The sequence below is a fragment of the Butyrivibrio sp. genome, from assembly GCF_017940685.1.
GTDB lineage: Bacteria > Bacillota > Clostridia > Lachnospirales > Lachnospiraceae > Butyrivibrio.
The window spans coordinates 1-18,826 of record NZ_JAGAYD010000138.1 but is presented as its reverse complement, the minus strand read 5'-3'; the positions used below and the strand labels follow the sequence as shown (position 1 = coordinate 18,826).

Sequence of the window (18,826 nt, the reverse complement as noted above, 5' to 3'; positions counted from 1 at the left end):
TTCAGTTTATCCTGCACAGTCTCTTTCTGCTAAGGTAAAAGAGACTATAGCTGAATATACAAAGAGGCTAGCAAAGGCGCTTCACGTAATAGGCCTTATCAACATCCAGTTCATTGCAGTTGGTGATGAGGTTTACATCATCGAGGCTAACCCAAGGTCATCAAGGACTGTACCTTATATCAGCAAGGTTACAGGTATTCCTATCGTTGATCTGGCAGCAAAGGTCATGCTTGGCGAAAAGCTTAAGGATATGGGATACACACCGGGACTTCAGCCTGAGGCTGGATATGTTGCTATAAAGATGCCGGTATTCTCTTTTGAAAAGATCCGCGGAGCTGAGATAAGCCTTGGACCTGAGATGAAGAGTACAGGTGAGTGCCTTGGTATTAGCAGGAACTTCAATGAAGCTCTTTACAAGGCCTTCCTCGGAGCAGGCGTTAACCTTCCTAAGCACAAGCAGATGATCATCACCGTTAAGGATGCAGACAAGGGCGAGATCATTGAGATCGCAAGGCGCTATGAGAAGCTTGGCTATATCATTTACGCCACAAGATCAACAGCCAACACCCTTAACGAGAACGGCGTAAAGGCCCGTAAGATCAACAGGATCAACCAGGAGTCGCCTACGGTCATCGACCTTATCCTTGGTCACAAGATCGACCTTGTAATCGACACTCCTACTCAGGGCCGCGACAAGACAAGAGACGGATTCCTCATCAGAAGAACTGCCATCGAGACTGGCGTCAACGTAATAACAGCTCTCGATACAGCAAGAGCTCTTGTTACAAGTCTTGAGTGTGCTGAGACTGAGGAGAGCCTCGAGCCAATCGATATTGCAAAACTATAAAGTACTAGGAGCTTTACTATGTCAAAGGTTATTTATGATAACCCTCTGGCCTGTGAAAATGATATAAAGGATTTTGTTTTGGAAGGGGAGGCTGAGATCTCTTTTGATGGCGGCGCCCTTTCCATTCGAGGGAAAAGAGAGGCGGGCAGCGACAGGCTCAATTTCTGGTGTCCAAAGAGCTTTCCCTCTGACGTAAAGATAGAGTGGGAGTTTAGGCCCATCAAGGAGCCTGGTGAAGCGCAGCTTTTCTTTGCAGCCAAAGAGAAGGATGATAAAAGGGATTTCTTTGAATTATCCTTTTATAAGAGAGCAGAGGATGCTGACAGGTCTTTTCATCTGTGCGACCTAAAAAAGAGTTTTGATGAAAGCGTAGTAGCGCAGGCAGCAGATCCTCTTCCGGAAGCAAAAGAGGACCTTCCCTGGTATAGAATGTGCATCGTCAAAAACAGGAACAAAGTGGTTTATGCAGTAAATGACTTTGTGGTTTTGGATTTTGAGGACGATGGTATGACCCACGGAGATATTTTGACCGGCGGATGCGTTGGATTTGGGCAGAGAGAAGGACTCCTTGCACAGTACCGGAATTTCAGGGTTACATGGGTGTAAAAGTGATTTTGTAAGAGACTGGAGATGCGATTTTGAAGATACTTGTTATTAACGGACCAAACTTAAACTTCCTTGGTATCAGGGAAAAAGCAGTTTATGGCAATCAGGACTATGATTACCTCTGCAATATGATAAAGGACAAGGCAGCAGCTGACGGGGACGAGGTAGTTCTTTTCCAGTCCAACCATGAAGGCGCCATCATCGACAGGCTTCAGGAAGCCTACAGCGACGGAACAGACGGGATCGTAATTAATCCCGGCGCCTACACTCACTACAGCTACGCCATCCACGACGCTCTAAAGAGCCTTGAAAACATCACCAAGGTTGAGATCCACATCTCGGACATCACCTCCCGTGAGGAGTTTCGCAAGGTATCCGTAACCGCCCCTGCCTGTGACAAGCAGATCTACGGCCACGGCCTTGAGGGGTATCTCGAGGCGATGGACTATATAAGGTCAAGATGAGTTATCATTGAGTTTGCTGTTTTTGCGCCATTGTTCATGGCGAATGCGGCGATTGATTGCCGGTGATGCGCAAAAATAGGACCATGAGGCAGTTTTTTCTTTGGCCTTGCTCATGTACAATACTATAGATATATCGTGCGGAGGCTGAAAGAGATATGAGCATTTGGGCTAGATTAGTAAATAGCTTAAGAAAAAAAGATGATAATAGATCGGAAGAAACAAAACCGGACTGGGTCAAAAGGGCAGAAGAAGAGTGCAAGATAAAATCGAAAAAGGAATTTAGAAAAGCTTGTCGCAAAGCCGGAATTCCTGATGATTGGTTTTCATATACTTATGATAAAAGTAAGCCTGTATGTTTCGACGGAAACAGCGTCTATTATGGCGAGTATGGCGCTACAAACTGTAGTGTTCCAATGGCTATGTGGGATGTGGCCTATGAGCAGCTGATAAAATACAAGAACGAGTATGAATGGAGACAAACTGAGCAACCATTTAAGATAGACTGGGTGACGATCAGGCACAAGTGGTGGATACCAGGAGCAGAATCTGAAGAATATCCATATGTTAAAGTTACAACCAGCACTATGACAGATGAGCCTGATAAAGAATTACTGGCGGATGGTTGGCTGGACCCATGGTATGACCGCTATCAGGGATTGTATCAGTATCACAAGACGGTGGACATAAGGACTATTCTGGAGTATATTTCCATACGCTTTGAGAAAATGACAGATGATAGAGATGCAATGACTTTTGGCTTTAATGAGATGTATATGTCTGGCACCTATCGATATCCTATACCAGAGGACCTGCTGGAAGAGGCTGCTCACGTCGTGTATGATTTTAGAAACAAACAGCATGATTACCGTGGAGATCAGGTACCAGAACCGCTGCGAAGCAAGATTTTAGCACGGTTTGCAGGCAGAATACTGGAAGATGAGTTTACTGCGCTAAGCGAGTTTAAAGAGACTCATCGAAAGGCTCTTTTCGATGCAATAGATCCTGCACTTTCCAAAGAGGAGCAGCGGTCAGCTCTTGCGGATGCGTCAAGGCAGGCTATGAAAGGCTGTCCTGCCAGTGACAACTATATGGATAGTCGAAGCAATACAGTGATAGAAGAAAACTTTGAACTGGCATATGAAGAAGCTGGCCTTGAAAGAAAAAGAAGGCCCTCTGTCAAAGAAATAAACGATGTATTTGGAAATAAGAAGACTGTATAAAAATAGTGACCTGCCCAAAAAGGCAAAGGTTTTTTTGAAAAATGGTTGAAAAATCTTGATTTATAGTTTAATATTAGTTAGTTGTTTGATGTAATGTAATTTAGGAGGATTTTTATGATTTCTGCAAGTGATTTCAGAAATGGTGTTACCATCGAGATCGATGGCAACGTATGTCAGATTATTGAATTCCAGCATGTTAAGCCTGGTAAGGGCGCTGCTTTCGTAAGAACCAAGCTCAAGGATATCATCAATGGCGGTGTTAAGGAGACAACATTCCGTCCTACTGAGAAGTTCCCTGCAGCAAGAATCGACAAGAAGGATATGCAGTATCTCTATCAGGATGGCGATATCTTCAATTTCATGGATTCAGAGACTTATGAGCAGATCGGTCTTACTAAGGATCAGATTGGTGATTCCCTTAAGTTCGTTAAGGAGAATGAGACTTGTAAGGTTATGAGCTACAACGGCAACGTATTCGCAGTTGAGCCACCTATGTTCGTAGAACTTACAATTTCTGAGACAGAGCCTGGATTCAAGGGTGATACAGCTACAGGTGCTACTAAGCCTGCAACAGTTGAGACTGGTGCTACAGTAGCAGTTCCTCTCTTCGTTAACGAGGGAGATGTTATCAAGATCGATACAAGAACTGGTGAGTACCTTTCAAGAGTTTGATCTTATACGTAACCATATCTGACGCGGTAAGTCATAGTATATAGAAACTTAAGCAAGACAATAGATTTTTCCAAGGATTGATCTATTGTCTTTTTTTGCGCTTTTTTAGGCGCCTGGGGCCTTGCTATGGCCCTTTGGGGAGATGTCTTTTCACACATCAAAAAATGACTTAAGGAGAAACAGATATGGATATAAACAGAGTAAGTAATGAGGAATTGATTAGAGAAATAAAGGGTGACAGAGAAAGTAGCAGAGAGTACATGGGATTATCTGAGTTTACAAAGACTGTCTCAGAATTGATACTCAGTTCCCTGGGGGATGGGTTTAAAGTCAGCAGCAAGGAGATCATCAAGAATAACGGAGTGGTTTACCACGCACTTCTTATCAGCGAAGAGGGCAGGAGTATTGCACCGACTATATACATAGACCAGTTCTATGAGGTTTACAAAAATGGAATGCCACTTAAGAAGGTAGTCATGGAGATCCTTACGATGTACAGAAACTCAATGCCTAAAACCGACCTTGATATGGATTTCTTTTTTGACTTTTCCAAGGTTTCTGACAAGCTCTTTTTCAAGGTGGTGAACTTTGAAAAGAACAAGAAGAAGCTTGAAAATGTGCCCTACAGAAAGCTTATGGATATGGCTATGGTGCCTCTTTGCAGGATGAAGAATGAGGTACTGGGTGAAGGAGTGATCACAATCGACAATGACCATCTAAAGAGCTGGGAAATTTCAGAGGATGAGCTGTGGGAGAACATCGGAGAGCATGCAGGCAGTGTTGCGCCTCCTAAGGTTACAGGACTTGTGGATTTTCTTGAGCATATGGCAGGTCAGAGCCTCGATATGGGACCACTTTGCGGGATCAGAGTCGTGACCAACACATCAGGAAATCTTGGAGCAAGTGCTGCATTCTATCCGGGAGTACTTGAGGAACTGGCAGATGACATGGAAAGTGATCTGTACATTATCCCATCATCTGTCCACGAGACTCTGGTAATACCAGATCCGGAGCTTGAGATGGATGTGGAGTGCCTAAAGGATATGATCCACGAGGTAAATTCTACCACAGTGGCAGAAGAGGAGGTTTTAAGCGACAACCTCTACCGCTACGACAGGGAAAGCGGAAAGCTCTTTGTTGTGAAGGCCAGCTGATTGGCTGGATGGTAGGCCAGACAATAAATAAGGGAATAAGCCAAATGCGTTTGGCTTATTCCCTGGCAATAAAAATGCACCCGACTGGACTCGAACCAGCAACAAAGGCGTCGGAGGCCTACGTTTTATCCATTAGACTACGGGTGCACATACAACATTCATATTCTAGCACAAAATATGAACAAGTGCCATGAATATCCGCTTTTTTGAATGTTGACAAAGCTGTGACAAACTTGACTTGACCTGCGTTTATATATAAAATCAGAGTGTTGTATTATGATTTCCAGAGGTTAATTTAAATGAAAAAGAAGAAAAATGACATTACCAATTGGTGTAATGAAAAGAAGGATATCTGGGCAATCCTTGGAGATAACAAGAAATATCTTATGCCCGCCATACTGATAGTAGCAGTTGCCATTACTATAGTAGTAGCAGTAAGTGCAAACAAAAGAGCTGCACAGGTTGCTCAGTCAACCGCATCTACATCAGAGGTTTCTACTTATGAGATACCAGATGTAACAATGGAGGAGAATGCATATCCGGAAGTTAATGCACTGGTTGAGAAGTACTATACAGCATCAGCAGAGGGAGATGAAGAGACACTTTTACAGATTTACAGAGGTCTTGATGAAACTGAGATACTTAAGTCTGTTGCTGCTTCAGAGTATATTGAGAAGTTTGACAACATCACTGTTTATACCAAGCCAGGTCCTGTAGAGGGAAGCTACGCGGCATATGTTTACAACGAGGTTAAGCTCTACGACTACGATGGCTATTTACCAGGTCTTGAGACTTTATATATCTGTACTGATGAAAATGGCGATTTGTACTTTAACGGCGACATTGCAGATGCCAATGAGATCGAGTACTTAAAGCAGATCAATGTTCAGGCCGATGTCATCGACCTCAACAACAAGGTTGCATCCAGCTATAACGAGATGGTGAGCGCTGATGAGAAGCTTGCCGAGATCCTTACCAAGATGCGCGCAGCACTTCAGGTATCGGTTGGTGAAGCTCTTGCAACATCAGAGGGAGCATCCACAGAGGAAGAGGGCTCGGCAGAAGCTTCTGAGGAAGAGAGCACTGAGCCAGAGGTTAAGACTGTAACTACAAGGACCATCAAGGCTACTGACGTTATCAATATCAGAAGCTCAGATTCTGAGACTGCAGACGTCCTTGACAAGACTGAGAAGGGTCAGGAGTTTAAGGAGCTTGAGGCACTGGCTAACGGCTGGAGCAAGATTGAATACAAGGGAAAAACTGCTTACGTTAAGACAGAGTTTTTTGACGTAGTATCAACAGAAACTGTGGAAGTAGAAAACACAGAGGATGATAGCGCACAGGAGGCTGATGCAGAGAGTTCAGCTGCAGCTTCTTCATCTTCCAGCACTGAGGCTTCAGTAGCTTCAACTGCCTCATCAACAGCTTCTTCATCCGCATCAAGCTCTGCATCTAAGGTTTCTTCTGCTAAGACTGGCAAGATGACTGTTACTGAGTCCATCAAGTTCAGAAAAGAAGCAAGCACAGATTCAGAAGCTCTTGCAACTATCTACGGCGGAGAAACTGTCAATGTAGTAGAGCAATACTCCAATGGTTGGGCTAAAATAGAGTATAATAAGAAGACAGGATATATTAAGTCAGAGTTTCTTAGAGAATAAAGAAATATCCAGGTAGGAGGGACATTAGATGTTCGGACGCGTAAAAGTTGCTATCATGGGAACTGGCAAGATTGCAGGTGTTATGGCGGATACCCTGAAGGGAATGAAGGGTGTTACCTGCTACGCAGTAGGCTCAAGGACTATGGAGAATGCTGAGAAATTCGCCAAGTTTTACGGCATCAAGAAGGCCTATGGCTCTTACCAGGAACTGGTGGATGATTCCAAGATCGATCTTATTTACGTGGCAACACCACATTCCGAACATTTTGAGAATGTTAAGCTTGCCTTAAATGCAGGAAGGAACGTTATCTGCGAGAAGGCATTTATGCTTAATGAATTTCAGGCAAAAGAGGTTTTCGACCTTGCCAAGGAAAAGAACCTTCTTCTTACTGAGGCTATCTGGACCAGGTATATGCCAATGAGAACCAAGCTCTTAGAGGTCCTTGGAAGTGGCGTCATTGGCGAACCAACTATGCTCACAGCCAATTTGGGCTACAACATTTCTTATAAAGAGAGGATAGCTAAACCGGAGCTTGGAGGCGGAGCCCTTCTTGATCTTGGAGTTTATGTCCTTAACTTTGCCTCAATGGTCTTTGGCAATGATATTTCAGACATTGCATCTATCTGTACTTTCAACAACCTAGGAATGGATATGCAGGATAGCATCACTCTTCGCTATGTAAATGGCAAGATGGCTGTCCTTAATGCTACAGCCCTTGCAAATAGCGACAGAAGCGGTATTATCTATGGCCCTAATGGCTATGTTGTAGTTGAGAATATCAATAATCCTGAATCTATAACTGTCTACGACAATGCATATAAGAAGGTCGCTACCTACAAGAGACCCAAGCAGATATCAGGTTATGAATACGAGATAGAGGCCTGCGTCAAGGCTATTTCAGAAGGGTGGACTGAATGCCCGCAGATGCCTCATTCAGAGTCTCTTAAGATCATGAACATGATGGATTTCATCAGAAAGAGCAACAATATAAGGTTTGCGGTTGATGATGAAAAAGATATGACACAAACTCCTTCAATAGAGGAGGCTAAAATGCAGCTGCCTGAGGCTCCTGTTGAGGAGAATACTCAGATACAGACAGATACAGATGAGGCGACAGAATAACCAGCCTTATCGGTGGGGAGTGTATGAAAAGAAAGTTTCTACCAATAATCCTGATTTTAATGCTTTTCATAAATCAGTTCTCTTTTGTAAGCTACGCTTACGAGAGCCTGTCAGAGCTTTATGAGCGTGAAGCTGAGACTCAGCAGGCTATTTCCAATCTCGAGAAGCAGACAAAAGAAACTAAGGATGCCATAAGCGCTCTTCAGGGGCAAAAAGAGCAGACACAGGCCAGTGTCAATAATCTGGAAAACCAAAAGGGAAGCCTTCAGAGCACCATCAATGGTTATTCCAGTAAGCTCACGACCCTTGATGAGGAAATCTCTGAGGCAGAGGATGCCATGGCAGAGGTTTCTGCTGAGATAGTCAAGCTCAATAATGAGCTCTTTGAGGCGCAGCAGCAGGAAAAGGACAGATACGAAGCATTAAAAAAGAGACTTAAGAACACCTATGAGAGCGGCGGAACAGGCGGCCTTGTTCGGGTCCTTTTGGAGTCTAAATCTCTTGGTGAACTACTTACCAAGTCTGAATACCTAAATGCAATAGTCAGGTATGATCGTCAGAAAATAGCTGAATTTAAGGAACTGCAGGCCGATATAGAGGCCAAGAAAAAAGTCGTAGAAGAAAGAGAAGCAGAGCTTGATGCTTATCAGGACCAGCTCGATGAAAAGCATGACGAGCTTGAAGGCCTTACCAATCAGGTAATGGGGCAGCTCTCAGCCACCAACAGTTCCCTTAAGAATGAGAAAAATAAGCTTGCTGATTACGACAGTCAGCTTGCGTCTCTTGATGAAAAGATGAAAGCCCTTGAGTCTCAGGTAGCAGCTGCTCAGGCAAAACTTGCTCAGCAGATTGCTGAAAGACTTGCTCTTACCAAGGAAGATCTGGGTGGAGCCTACAATGCCAGCGACACAGAGCTTGTGTGGCTTGCAGCTACCATCCAGGCTGAGGCAGATGGAGAATCCTACACAGGTAAGCTGGGTGTTGGCTCGGTTATCATGAACAGAGTCAAGAGTTCGGCCTTTCCTAACACTGTAATTGGCGTTATCACCCAGAACATGCAGTTTGCTTCCTACAGGTCAGGTAAGGTAGAGCTTTTTGTAGAAAGAGGTCCTAACTCCACTTGCGTTAGAGCCGCCCAGGAAGTTCTTGGCGGAGCCCGTATCGGCGACTATCTTTTCTTTATGACCAAGTATTGGGCTGATTATTACAGGATCACTTCCTACACCATGATAGGTAACCATGCTTTCTTTTACAGATGGGAGACCTACGCGGCTCCAGAACCAGAACCTGAGCCTTCTGAGGATGCCCAGCCAGAGGAAAGCAGCGGGGATTCAGGAGAGTCACAGCCAGAGGAACAAAGCGAAGAGTCCTCAGATGAGTCAGAGGATTCAGGTGATGATGACGATGGTGATGGCGGAGACGACGGCGGAGATGATGGCGGAGAGTAAGACTGGCAGAAGTTAGCTGGTCAGATGGCAATGTCTTTTTAAACGTATGATAATAATAAAAAATCGCCAGGAGCAATTTCTCCTGGCGATTTGCTATATCTGCAATTATTCAGGTATTAAACAATACCCTGAGCCTTCATAGCCTCTGCAACCTTAAGGAAGCCTGCGATGTTGGCGCCTGCTACGTAGTTGCCTTCCATGCCGTACTTTCTAGCTGCATCGTCGATGTTGTGGTAGATGTTTACCATGATCTGCTTGAGCTTAGCATCAACCTCTTCGAAGGTCCATGAAAGTCTCTCAGAGTTCTGGCTCATCTCAAGAGCTGATGTTGCAACACCACCTGCGTTTGAAGCCTTACCACAAACGAAGAGAACCTTGTTCTGCTGGAAGTACTCAGTAGCCTCGATAGATGTAGGCATGTTAGCACCTTCGCATACAGCCTGTACGCCGTTAGCAACAAGCTGCTTAGCATCGTCGATAAGAAGTTCGTTCTGCGTAGCGCAAGGAAGAGCAACGTCACACTTAATTGACCATACGCCCTTGCCTTCGTGGTACTCTGCAGACTTTCTAGCTGCTGCGTACTCTGTAAGACGAGCTCTCTTAACTTCCTTAACTTCCTTAAGAAGAGCAACATCGATTCCTTCTGGATCATAGATCCATCCTGTAGAATCTGAACATGTAACAACCTTAGCACCAAGCTGCTGAGCCTTCTCGATAGCATAGATAGCTACGTTACCAGCACCAGATACAACAACTGTCTTGCCCTTGATGTCAGAGCCGTTGCACTTTAAAAGCTCCTCTGTAAGGTAAAGAAGGCCATATCCTGTAGCCTGTGTACGAGCAAGAGATCCGCCGTATGTAAGACCCTTACCTGTAAGAACGCCTTCGTATGTATCTCTGATCCTCTTGTACTGACCATATAAGAATCCGATCTCACGTCCGCCAACACCGATATCTCCGGCAGGAACGTCTGTATCAGCACCGATGTGTCTGAAAAGCTCTGTCATGAAGCTCTGGCAGAATGCCATAACCTCTCTGTCTGACTTGCCCTTAGGATCGAAATCAGAACCACCCTTACCACCGCCGATTGGAAGGCTTGTAAGAGAGTTCTTGAAGATCTGCTCAAAACCAAGGAACTTGATGATACCAAGATTTACTGAAGGATGGAAACGAAGTCCTCCCTTGTATGGTCCGATTGCAGAATTGAACTGGATCCTGAAACCGTTGTTAACCTGAACCTGTCCCTTATCATCAACCCAAGGAACTCTGAAGAGGATCTGTCTCTCAGGAGTTACAAGTCTCTCTAAAAGAGCGTCCTTGCGGTATTCATCTTCATTAGCCTCGATAACAACACGAAGTGACTCAAGCACTTCCTTAACTGCCTGATGGAATTCAGGCTGAGCTGGGTTTTTGTCTACTACATACTGGTAGACTTCATCAACATATGACATTTTAGGTTCTCCTTCCCGTGCCTTGGCACAATACAATCTGATCTAATTCCTTATTTTTGAGTATAAAAATAGGGCGTAAGGAATTAAAGGTCTCTACGCCCCATTGCGCAGACATCACTGTCTGTATACAATTATACACATGACCACTTTAAAGCGCAAGAGTTTTTTCACAAGACAACAGAACCGTCCCCGTGTCTTGTGAAAATAGTGTATTATGGAAGTAGCAAAACTATTGGGGGAAGGTTATGGCAGGTATTAGGGATATAGCAGAAAAAGCAGGAGTATCGCTGACAACGGTTTCCAACGTTCTTAATAAGAAGAAAAACGTTGGAGCAGAAACCAGACAGAAGGTACTTGAAATAGCAAAAGAGCTTGGGTACACCCATAAGGAGCAGGGCGGTATTGATGGAAAGAGGCGCACTATCATAGTGAGCTTTAGTGATTTTGATACCCTTTATTATCTGGATATACTTCATGGCATAAGCGATTATGTAAGTAAGCAGGGATATCATATCCTCATATGTAATGGTGATGACCTGGCTCACTACTCGGACCCTGACGAAGTTTGTGGCTGCATAATCCTCAGTTCTCTGATACAGGACTATCAGGTTCTGGCAGTGGCAGATAAGGGGCTTCCTGTGATAACTTTGGACAGAGAGCTTGCCCACCCCATGATCAAGGCCATGATCGTAAGTAATTATGAGGGCGAGAGGCAGCTTATGCAAAAGCTGGTGGATGAGGGATTTGATTCCTTTGCGTTTTTATCTGGTCCCAACACCCCTGACAACAAGGAGAGATACACAGCCTTCAGGGATGTACTTAAGGAAAATGGCATACCCTTTAACCGCAATGACCTCTATGAAGGAGACTGGAGGGAAAAGAGCGGCGTTCAGGCCGCAAGGCTTATAATGCTACGGGATAAGATGCCAGGAGTTTTGGTGTGTGCCAACGACATGATGGCTATTGGCGCCATAAGACACTTCCAGGAAAATGGCATAAGAGTTCCTGATGATATCTGCGTTGTAGGCTTTGATGACATCATTATTTCAAGGTATTTGGGGCTTACGACGGTAAGTGTTCCTGACTATGAGAGAGGTTTTCTGGCAGGACAGGCTCTTTTAAACATCCTGGATAAAAGCGGAGACTATGAAACATACAGGATCGGAGCCAGAGTGAAGTGGAGAAAAACAGCCCTTGGAAACCGGGGATAAACCAGAATTTTACCAGAATTTACTAAAATAGAAAAAGATTTTAGTAAAATTAATTCAAATTTAGTAAATTACACCACCTTCCATGTGTGATTATCACATGTGGAAGGCGTTTTTTTGTGGTAAACAGCCAAAAATTTTATATAATATTGCGACTTTTTCAGTAAATACCGTAGCATATGGACATAAACAAACGAGCATTATTTTTTTCATATAAAAGGAGGAAGACATGAAAAAGAAAGCTTTAACACTAATGCTTGCAGCAACAACTACACTGACATTTGCTCTTGCTGGTTGCGGCGTAAGCACAACAGGAACAGCAGACACAGCGCAGGCACCAGAAAGCACTGAAAACACTCCTGCAGCTGACACAGCAGCTACAACAGAAGCTAAGGCTGATTCAGCAGAGGGAACAACAGTAAGACTTGTTAACAACAAGGCAGAGATTCAGGAAGGTCTTACAAAACTTGCTGATACTTACAAGGAGCAGACAGGTGTGACCATCGACATCGAGACTATCGGTGGCGGACAGGATACACAGGCTATCCTTAAGAACTACTACCAGGCTGACGATATGCCAGACATCTTCGTATTTGAGGGTGATACACACTATGAGACATGGAAAGATCTTCTTGTAGATCTTACAGACGAAGAGTGGACAAAGAACACAGAGGCTGAGTATGTTGCAGCTGATGGCCATGTTTACGGCTTCCCTACAACAACAGAGGCAATCGGACTTTCCTATAACAAGTCAATCCTTGACAAGGCAGGTATTGATCCTAAGTCTATCACAGGTCCTGAGAGTATGAGAGCAGCTTTTGAAAAGATCGATTCCATGAAGGATGAACTTGGACTTACAGCAGTTATCGGTTACTACACAGAGTCAGCTAACCTCTGGTGGACAGCAGGTCAGCACCTCTTTGGAACATACCTTGATTCCGGTCTTAAGAGAGATGATACAACATACCTTGATCTTATCAACGACGGCGGAAAGCTTGATCCTGAGCGTGCTAAGGCATTCGCTGAGATGGTAGCTCTTTTCAACGAGTACACAGATCCTAAGGGAATCTCAGGTTCATATGATGATCAGGTTCTTGGATTTGCAAGCGGACAGTATGCATTCGTATCACAGGGTTCATGGATCGGCGCTTCAATGACAACAACTTATGCTGATCAGTACGCAGCAGCTGGTAACTTCGAAGTTGGTATGATCCCTTACGCATTCATCGAGGGACAGGATACTATCCAGACCAATTCACCTAACTGGTGGGGACTTTACAACGGCGGAAACGTTGATGCAGCTAAGGCATTCATTCAGTGGTGCTCACAGAACGACGGCGGTCAGGAAATCCTTGCTAAGGACTGCGGATGCGTATCACCTTTCACAACATCAGAGTTTGCTCCAGATGATCCTTTCGCAGCAACAATCGGTGATTACACAGCAGCAGGCAAGACATCAGCATGGCACTGGCAGGGCTGGAAGGCAGGACTTGCACAGAACGTAACATCAGTTATCTTCCAGGATTTTGCTAAGGGTTCAATCAAAGATACAGATCAGTTTGTAGATACACTTCAGAAAGCAATTGAGGCATATTATGCACAACAGTAATCGTGTCATCAGACGTGATGAGAGATACGATAACAAAATACTTAGACTAAACGAAACATTGTTTTCAAATGCCAATGGGTACATTGGAGTTAGGGGCACACTTGAAGAAGGTGTGCCCGCTGACTTTTCGACTATGCGCGGTATGTACCTGGCAGGAGTCTATGAGACCATCCCAATGAAGCAGGCAGAGAGCCTGTGTAATCTCATTGAAGAGAAGCAGACAATGCTAAACGTTGCAGATACCCAGTCAATTGACCTTTACATCTGTGGCGAGCGCTTCGATATGGGAACAGGAGAGCTTATTAAAAATCAGAGGATCCTGGATATGGATGGCGGCTTTACTTCCAGAGAGATAATCTGGAAGAGCCCTCTTGGAAACACTGTAAAGATAGTGACAAAGAGAATTGCGCATCTTGCAGTTCCGCAGCTTTTTACCATCGAGTACAGTGTCACATCCCTTGATTTTGATGGGGAGATAGTCTTTGATTCCTGGCATATTGCAGACGTTAAGAACTATTCAGATCCTACTGACCCAAGGCTTGCGTCTGAGAGCCCGTCATACCTTAATGTGGTAAGCTCTGAGGTTGTGGGTGACAGCACTATCTGCGTAAGTAAGACAGGTGTAAGTGGCATCAGCATAGCATCTGCGTCAGCCCATCTTCTTCTTGGAGAGGACGATCATATAGAAGTCTGTGACAACGACAATGACAAGAGGCTTTGCAGCTATATCAAGGCCCACATCTGTCAGGATCAGGAAATAAGACTTGTTAAGTTTTGTAGCTTTTCAGATTCACTCAGATGCCAGGATCCAAAAAATGACGCTCTTATGGTCCTTAATGATGCTCTTAAAAAAGCGGGTACTGATGGAAAGGGACTTATGGACCTTTACCAGGATCAGAGCAATATACTCAAAGATTTCTGGCAGCATTCTGGCATGGAGATCATGGGAGATGAGGATCTTAACCTTTCCATGAGCTTTAACATGTACCAGCTTTTCTGCTCTGCTCCAAGGACTCCCGGATACAGCATGGCTGCCAAGGGACTTACAGGAGAGGGCTACGAAGGTCACTATTTCTGGGATACAGAGATGTATGCACTGCCTTTCTTTACCCTTACAGATACTGACCTTGCAAAGAATATCCTTCATTTCAGATACAAGACACTAGATAAAGCGAAAGAAAATGCAGCTCTTCTGGGCCACAAAAAAGGCGCACTCTACCCCTGGAGAACCATCACAGGTCAGGAGTGCTCAGGGTACTTCCCAAGTGGAACAGCTGCATATCACATAAATGGCGCAGTTTCTTATGCCATAGTTCAGTACTATCTCACAACTGGCGATAAGGACTACATCTTAAAAGAGGGAGCAGAGATCTTAATTGAGACGTCACGCCTGTGGCTAGACACAGGTAACTACGACAGGAAGGGTAACTTTGTCATCAACGAGGTTACAGGACCTGACGAATACACCTGCATGGTTGACAACAATTTCTACACCAACTGCATGGCGGCTCATGGCATGAAATGGACCATCAAGCTCCTTGAGAAATACTCAGATACAGCAGAGATCATCAGCCTTAAGCAGAGGCTTTGCTTAACCGACAAAGAGCTCTCTGATATAAAGAAGGCTGCCGATAATATCTACCTTCCCTATGATGAAGAGCTGGGGATCAACCCACAGGACGATTCTTTCCTGCAAAAGCCCATATGGGACCTTGAGGCAACCCCAAAGGAAGAGTTTCCCCTTCTTCTTCATTACCATCCCCTGCACCTTTACAGATATCAGGTCTGTAAGCAGGCGGATACAGTCCTGGCGCATTTTCTTTTCCCTGAGAGCGCAGATAAGACTACCCAGGAAAAGAGCTTCAGGTACTATGAAAAGATAACAACCCACGATTCATCGCTTTCTACCTGTGTATTTTCCATGCAGGCATCAAGGCTTGGATTATATGACGAAGCTGTTTCATATCTTGGAGATTCAGCTAAGCTCGACCTTTTGAACCTTCATGGCAATAGCTCTGATGGTGTTCATACAGCCAACATGGGAGGCTCTTACATGGCCTTTGTGTTTGGCTTTGGAGGCGTGAGGATCACTGAAGAGGGCCTTTCTTTCAATCCATTTTTGCCCGGGACAGTAACGGGCTACTCCTTTAAATTCGGTTACTTTGGAAGGCTCCTTCAGTTATCTATAAATGAAAAAGAGATTGTGGTCACCCTTATAAGTGGCGATGAGATTTCTTTTAAACATGGAGAAAAAACTTATACAATCACCGGAGGTGAGAAATGCATTATAAAGCGGTGATCTTTGACCTGGATGGGGTGCTGGTTTTTACTGACAAGTATCACTACAGGGCTTGGAAAAAGCTGGCAGAGAAGCTTTCAATAGAATTTACAGAAAAAGACAACGACAGGCTCCGTGGGGTCAGCAGGGCAGAGAGCCTTGAGATCATTCTTGAAAAGTACCATGGAAAGCCTATTTCAGAGGATAAGAAAAGAGAATATCTTGAAGAAAAGAATGATACCTACAGGCAGTTTCTTGGGGATATGAACAGAGATGATGTAGCGAAGGAGATAAGGGATACCCTCTCTAAACTTCGAAAGGACGGATACCGCCTTGCCATCGGATCATCCAGCAAGAACACAGCCTATATTCTTGAAAGAACTGAGCTTACAGATGCCTTTGATGCTGTTGCAGATGGAACCATGATAACCAGGTCCAAGCCCGATCCTGAGGTATTCTTAAAGGCTGCAGAGCTTCTTTTGGAAAAGCCTTCAGACTGCCTTGTGGTTGAGGATGCAGACGCCGGCGTAACAGCTGCCCACGCTGCAGGAATGGATGTTGCTGCAATTGGAGCGGCCACAAAGAGTCAGCGGGCCGACTATAGCCTTGAGGTGTTTTCAGACCTTTTGGGAATACTTGAGAGATGATCCATGTCGCACTTTTTTATGCTAGAATTTATTAACAGGAGGAAAAAGACATGATCAGAAAATTCAGGATAGGTGATCCAATACCCACAGATGCCGTGGTGGAGGATATAAAGCTTTCAGAGGGCAGTATTCCTTACTTTGATACCGACAAAGAGGATAAGTCGTTATCTCTTTTCCTTGATGAAAAGGACAAGGTATTTGGTCTTGGTGAAACAGTAAGGGGTATCAATAAAAGGGGATGGCTCTATGTGAGCAACAACTCTGACGATCCCAACCACACGGAGAACAAGCACTCCCTTTATGCTTCCCAGAACTTTTTGATCGTCTATTCCAAAAAGAAAACCTTTGGAATTTACATTGACACTCCAGGGCGCGTAAGCTTTGATATTGGCTATACGCTTCATAACAAGATGACTATTTCCTTTGAGGACTTTGATGCGGACATTTACATTGTAGATGGTGATGATCCGCTTTCCATTGTGGCGTCATTCAGGCACCTTATTGGCCGCAGCTACATTCCGCCAAAGTGGGCCTTTGGTTTTGGCCAGAGCAGGTGGAGCTATTTAACTGCAGATGAAGTAAGAGAAGTGGCAGATAAGTATCAGGAAGCAGGCATTCCTATCGATATGATCTATCTTGATATCGACTACATGGAGCGCTACAAGGACTTTACCATAGATGAAAAGGCATTCCCTGATTTTGAGAACTTCGTTTCGGAGATGAAAAACAGGGGGATCCACCTTGTTCCTATCATTGATGCGGGAGTTAAGATGGAGGACGGCTACGACATTTATGAAGAAGGCGTAAAGAACGGTTATTTCGTGAAAAAAGAAAACGGCGAAAACCTTGTGGCTGCAGTCTGGCCAGGCAAGGTCCACTTCCCTGATTTTCTTAATGACGATGCAAGAGCCTGGTTTGGCGGCAAATACAAGATATTAACAGACATGGGAATTGACGGCTTCTGGAATGATATGAACGAGCCGGCAATCTTCTATACAGAAGACCATCTGGCTGAAGTATTTGACCAGATAGATACCTATAAGGGCAAGAACCTTGGTGTCAGGCAGTTCTTTGGATTCAGGGACCTTATTGCCCATATCAGCAACAATGAGGATGACTACAAGCGCTTCTACCATGAGTACAAGGGCAGGAAGATAAGACATGACAAGGTCCACAACATCTTTGGTTACAACATGACCAGAGCAGCAGGAGAGGCCTTTGAAAAGATATCTCCCGATAAGAGAATTCTTATGTTCTCCAGATCTTCTTTCATAGGAGCTCACAGATACGGAGGAATATGGTGCGGAGATAACCACTCCTGGTGGTCACATCTGCTTATGAACATTCAGGAGATGCCAGCTCTTTCCATGACTGGGTTCCTTTATTCAGGCGCGGATATAGGCGGTTTTGACAGCGATGTAACTGAGGATCTGATGCTCAGATGGGCAGCCTTTGGAATCTTCACTCCTCTGTTTAGAAATCACTCTGCAGAAGGAACAAGGCGCCAGGAGTTTTACCGCTTTGAAAATATTCCTGCCTTCAGGAATATAGTGAACCTGCGCTATGCGCTCATTCCTTATCTGTACTCTGAGTATATGAAGGCAGTTCTTAATGACAGGATGCTCTTTAAACCTCTTTGCTTTGAGTATGGCGATGAAAGAAGTGCGCAGGTCGAAGACCAGCTCCTTCTTGGAGAGAGCATCATGCTGGCCCCGGTATATACCCAGAATGCCACAGGAAGATACGTATACCTTCCAGAGGACATGAAGCTTGTAAGGTTTAGAAGCTATAATGACTACGATGAAGAGATACTTTCTGCTGGTGACCACTACATTCCAGCAGCCCTTGACGAAATCCTCGTATTTGTAAGAAAAGGCCACGTACTCCCTCTTGCAGCTCCAGAAAAGGGCATGACTACAACAACCAAGGACGAGCTTATCTCCATCGGTTATGAGGCAGACCTATCTTCCTACGACCTCTACACAGACGACGGCATCAGCCGAATCTGATAAATGACACGGGGACGGTTCTGTTGTCAGCCTGGACCTTTGGCCTGACCACTGTGGGAGCTCACGCTTTGGGCCATGGCACGGACCTTCCGCCCACCAGCGCCGCTCTGGCCCCGTTTAAGCCCGTGGCGCCGTCTCACAATATGTTCAGACTTTTTTCCGTTTGAGGGAGCCGCTTTTTTCTTGAGCCTTCGGAAGTCCCCTTAAGTTCTGCTCACGGTGAGTAGGTGATCCCTGCCCCGGCTTTACTATTATTTCCGGTTTTTCGCTATCCGCAAACGAAACTTTTCTAAAACGCTCCTGCAGTTTTTTCTCGATTACGCACGCTCGACCGCACACGCAGGGCAGATTTCAAAAACTATAACTCATAATGGTCATCGCTCGCTGTGGCGAGCGGGTAAGGAAATAGAAAAGGCCCAAAACCAAGCTCCC

The 18,826-nt window shown here is 44.8% G+C and carries 15 protein-coding genes and 1 tRNA gene; 14 read left to right on the top strand and 2 right to left on the bottom strand.

Features of this window, described 5'->3' with window-relative positions; genetic code table 11:
• From J6I68_RS08915 to J6I68_RS08890, 6 genes are all read left to right on the top strand, one after another.
• Positions 1-847 (top strand): ATP-binding protein (locus tag J6I68_RS08915; protein WP_292219770.1); only part of this gene is annotated, 847 nt, incomplete at its 5' end.
• Between the two features lie 18 nt (positions 848-865).
• Positions 866-1,453 (top strand): DUF1961 family protein, encoded by a 588-nt coding sequence (locus J6I68_RS08910; protein ID WP_292219768.1) that lies wholly within the window; start codon positions 866-868, stop codon positions 1,451-1,453.
• 32 nt (positions 1,454-1,485) lie between these two features.
• Positions 1,486-1,917, top strand: a complete 432-nt coding sequence (locus J6I68_RS08905) for a type II 3-dehydroquinate dehydratase (RefSeq protein WP_292219766.1) — start codon at positions 1,486-1,488, stop codon at positions 1,915-1,917.
• A gap of 155 nt (positions 1,918-2,072) precedes the next feature.
• Positions 2,073-3,137, top strand: a complete 1,065-nt coding sequence (locus J6I68_RS08900; RefSeq protein ID WP_292219765.1) for a hypothetical protein — start codon at positions 2,073-2,075, stop codon at positions 3,135-3,137.
• Positions 3,138-3,251: 114 nt separating this feature from the next.
• Positions 3,252-3,809, top strand: coding sequence for an elongation factor P (gene efp / locus J6I68_RS08895; RefSeq protein WP_292219763.1), 558 nt, complete (start codon positions 3,252-3,254; stop codon positions 3,807-3,809).
• A 185-nt stretch (positions 3,810-3,994) separates the two neighbouring features.
• Positions 3,995-4,963 (top strand): DUF5688 family protein, encoded by a 969-nt coding sequence (locus J6I68_RS08890; protein WP_292219760.1) that lies wholly within the window; start codon positions 3,995-3,997, stop codon positions 4,961-4,963.
• A 75-nt stretch (positions 4,964-5,038) separates the two neighbouring features.
• Here J6I68_RS08890 and J6I68_RS08885 read toward each other — a convergent pair.
• Positions 5,039-5,110: transfer RNA gene (locus J6I68_RS08885), tRNA-Arg, on the bottom strand.
• Between the two features lie 152 nt (positions 5,111-5,262).
• Between J6I68_RS08885 and J6I68_RS08880 the strand changes: the two genes are divergently transcribed.
• The 3 genes from J6I68_RS08880 to J6I68_RS08870 are packed head-to-tail and all read left to right on the top strand — an operon-like array spanning position 5,263 to position 9,192.
• The gene (locus J6I68_RS08880; protein ID WP_292219757.1) at positions 5,263-6,621 is read left to right on the top strand and encodes an SH3 domain-containing protein; all 1,359 of its coding nucleotides are present in this window, start codon (positions 5,263-5,265) and stop codon (positions 6,619-6,621) included.
• Between the two features lie 28 nt (positions 6,622-6,649).
• Positions 6,650-7,744, top strand: a complete 1,095-nt coding sequence (locus J6I68_RS08875) for a Gfo/Idh/MocA family protein (protein ID WP_292219755.1) — start codon at positions 6,650-6,652, stop codon at positions 7,742-7,744.
• A 23-nt stretch (positions 7,745-7,767) separates the two neighbouring features.
• Entirely contained in the window at positions 7,768-9,192 is a 1,425-nt protein-coding gene (locus J6I68_RS08870) for a cell wall hydrolase (RefSeq protein WP_292219753.1), read from the top strand.
• 116 nt (positions 9,193-9,308) lie between these two features.
• Here the strand turns inward: J6I68_RS08870 and gdhA are convergent, their stop codons facing one another.
• Positions 9,309-10,643, bottom strand: coding sequence for an NADP-specific glutamate dehydrogenase (gene gdhA / locus J6I68_RS08865; RefSeq protein ID WP_292219751.1), 1,335 nt, complete (start codon positions 10,641-10,643; stop codon positions 9,309-9,311).
• A 245-nt stretch (positions 10,644-10,888) separates the two neighbouring features.
• Between gdhA and J6I68_RS08860 the strand changes: the two genes are divergently transcribed.
• The 5 genes from J6I68_RS08860 (at position 10,889) to J6I68_RS08840 (ending at position 18,394) form a co-directional block, all read left to right on the top strand.
• Entirely contained in the window at positions 10,889-11,854 is a 966-nt protein-coding gene (locus J6I68_RS08860) for a LacI family DNA-binding transcriptional regulator (RefSeq protein ID WP_292219749.1), read from the top strand.
• A gap of 226 nt (positions 11,855-12,080) precedes the next feature.
• Positions 12,081-13,460, top strand: a complete 1,380-nt coding sequence (locus tag J6I68_RS08855; protein WP_292219748.1) for an ABC transporter substrate-binding protein — start codon at positions 12,081-12,083, stop codon at positions 13,458-13,460.
• Positions 13,447-15,759: a glycoside hydrolase family 65 protein gene (locus J6I68_RS08850; RefSeq protein WP_292219746.1), complete on the top strand. Its 2,313-nt coding sequence runs from the start codon at positions 13,447-13,449 to the stop codon at positions 15,757-15,759. Before J6I68_RS08855 ends, J6I68_RS08850 begins: the two co-directional genes overlap by 14 nt.
• On the top strand, positions 15,741-16,385 hold the full coding sequence (gene pgmB, locus J6I68_RS08845; protein ID WP_292219744.1) for a beta-phosphoglucomutase: 645 nt from the start codon (positions 15,741-15,743) through the stop codon (positions 16,383-16,385). Before J6I68_RS08850 ends, pgmB begins: the two co-directional genes overlap by 19 nt.
• 50 nt (positions 16,386-16,435) lie before the next feature.
• Complete coding sequence (locus tag J6I68_RS08840) at positions 16,436-18,394, top strand: glycoside hydrolase family 31 protein (RefSeq protein ID WP_292219742.1); 1,959 nt, start codon at positions 16,436-16,438, stop codon at positions 18,392-18,394.
• The last annotated feature ends 432 nt before the right edge of the window (positions 18,395-18,826 follow it).

Excerpts from the sequence above, each read along its gene's own strand:
- J6I68_RS08910 (WP_292219768.1), top strand. The coding sequence starts at position 866 with ATGTCAAAGGTTATTTATGATAACCCTCTGGCCTGTGAAAATGATATA.
- J6I68_RS08900 (WP_292219765.1), top strand. The coding sequence starts at position 2,073 with ATGAGCATTTGGGCTAGATTAGTAAATAGCTTAAGAAAAAAAGATGAT.
- efp (WP_292219763.1), top strand. The coding sequence starts at position 3,252 with ATGATTTCTGCAAGTGATTTCAGAAATGGTGTTACCATCGAGATCGAT.
- J6I68_RS08890 (WP_292219760.1), top strand. The coding sequence starts at position 3,995 with ATGGATATAAACAGAGTAAGTAATGAGGAATTGATTAGAGAAATAAAG.
- J6I68_RS08880 (WP_292219757.1), top strand. The coding sequence starts at position 5,263 with ATGAAAAAGAAGAAAAATGACATTACCAATTGGTGTAATGAAAAGAAG.
- J6I68_RS08875 (WP_292219755.1), top strand. The coding sequence starts at position 6,650 with ATGTTCGGACGCGTAAAAGTTGCTATCATGGGAACTGGCAAGATTGCA.
- J6I68_RS08870 (WP_292219753.1), top strand. The coding sequence starts at position 7,768 with ATGAAAAGAAAGTTTCTACCAATAATCCTGATTTTAATGCTTTTCATA.
- gdhA (WP_292219751.1), bottom strand. The coding sequence starts at position 10,643 with ATGTCATATGTTGATGAAGTCTACCAGTATGTAGTAGACAAAAACCCA.
- J6I68_RS08860 (WP_292219749.1), top strand. The coding sequence starts at position 10,889 with ATGGCAGGTATTAGGGATATAGCAGAAAAAGCAGGAGTATCGCTGACA.
- J6I68_RS08855 (WP_292219748.1), top strand. The coding sequence starts at position 12,081 with ATGAAAAAGAAAGCTTTAACACTAATGCTTGCAGCAACAACTACACTG.
- J6I68_RS08850 (WP_292219746.1), top strand. The coding sequence starts at position 13,447 with ATGCACAACAGTAATCGTGTCATCAGACGTGATGAGAGATACGATAAC.
- pgmB (WP_292219744.1), top strand. The coding sequence starts at position 15,741 with ATGCATTATAAAGCGGTGATCTTTGACCTGGATGGGGTGCTGGTTTTT.
- J6I68_RS08840 (WP_292219742.1), top strand. The coding sequence starts at position 16,436 with ATGATCAGAAAATTCAGGATAGGTGATCCAATACCCACAGATGCCGTG.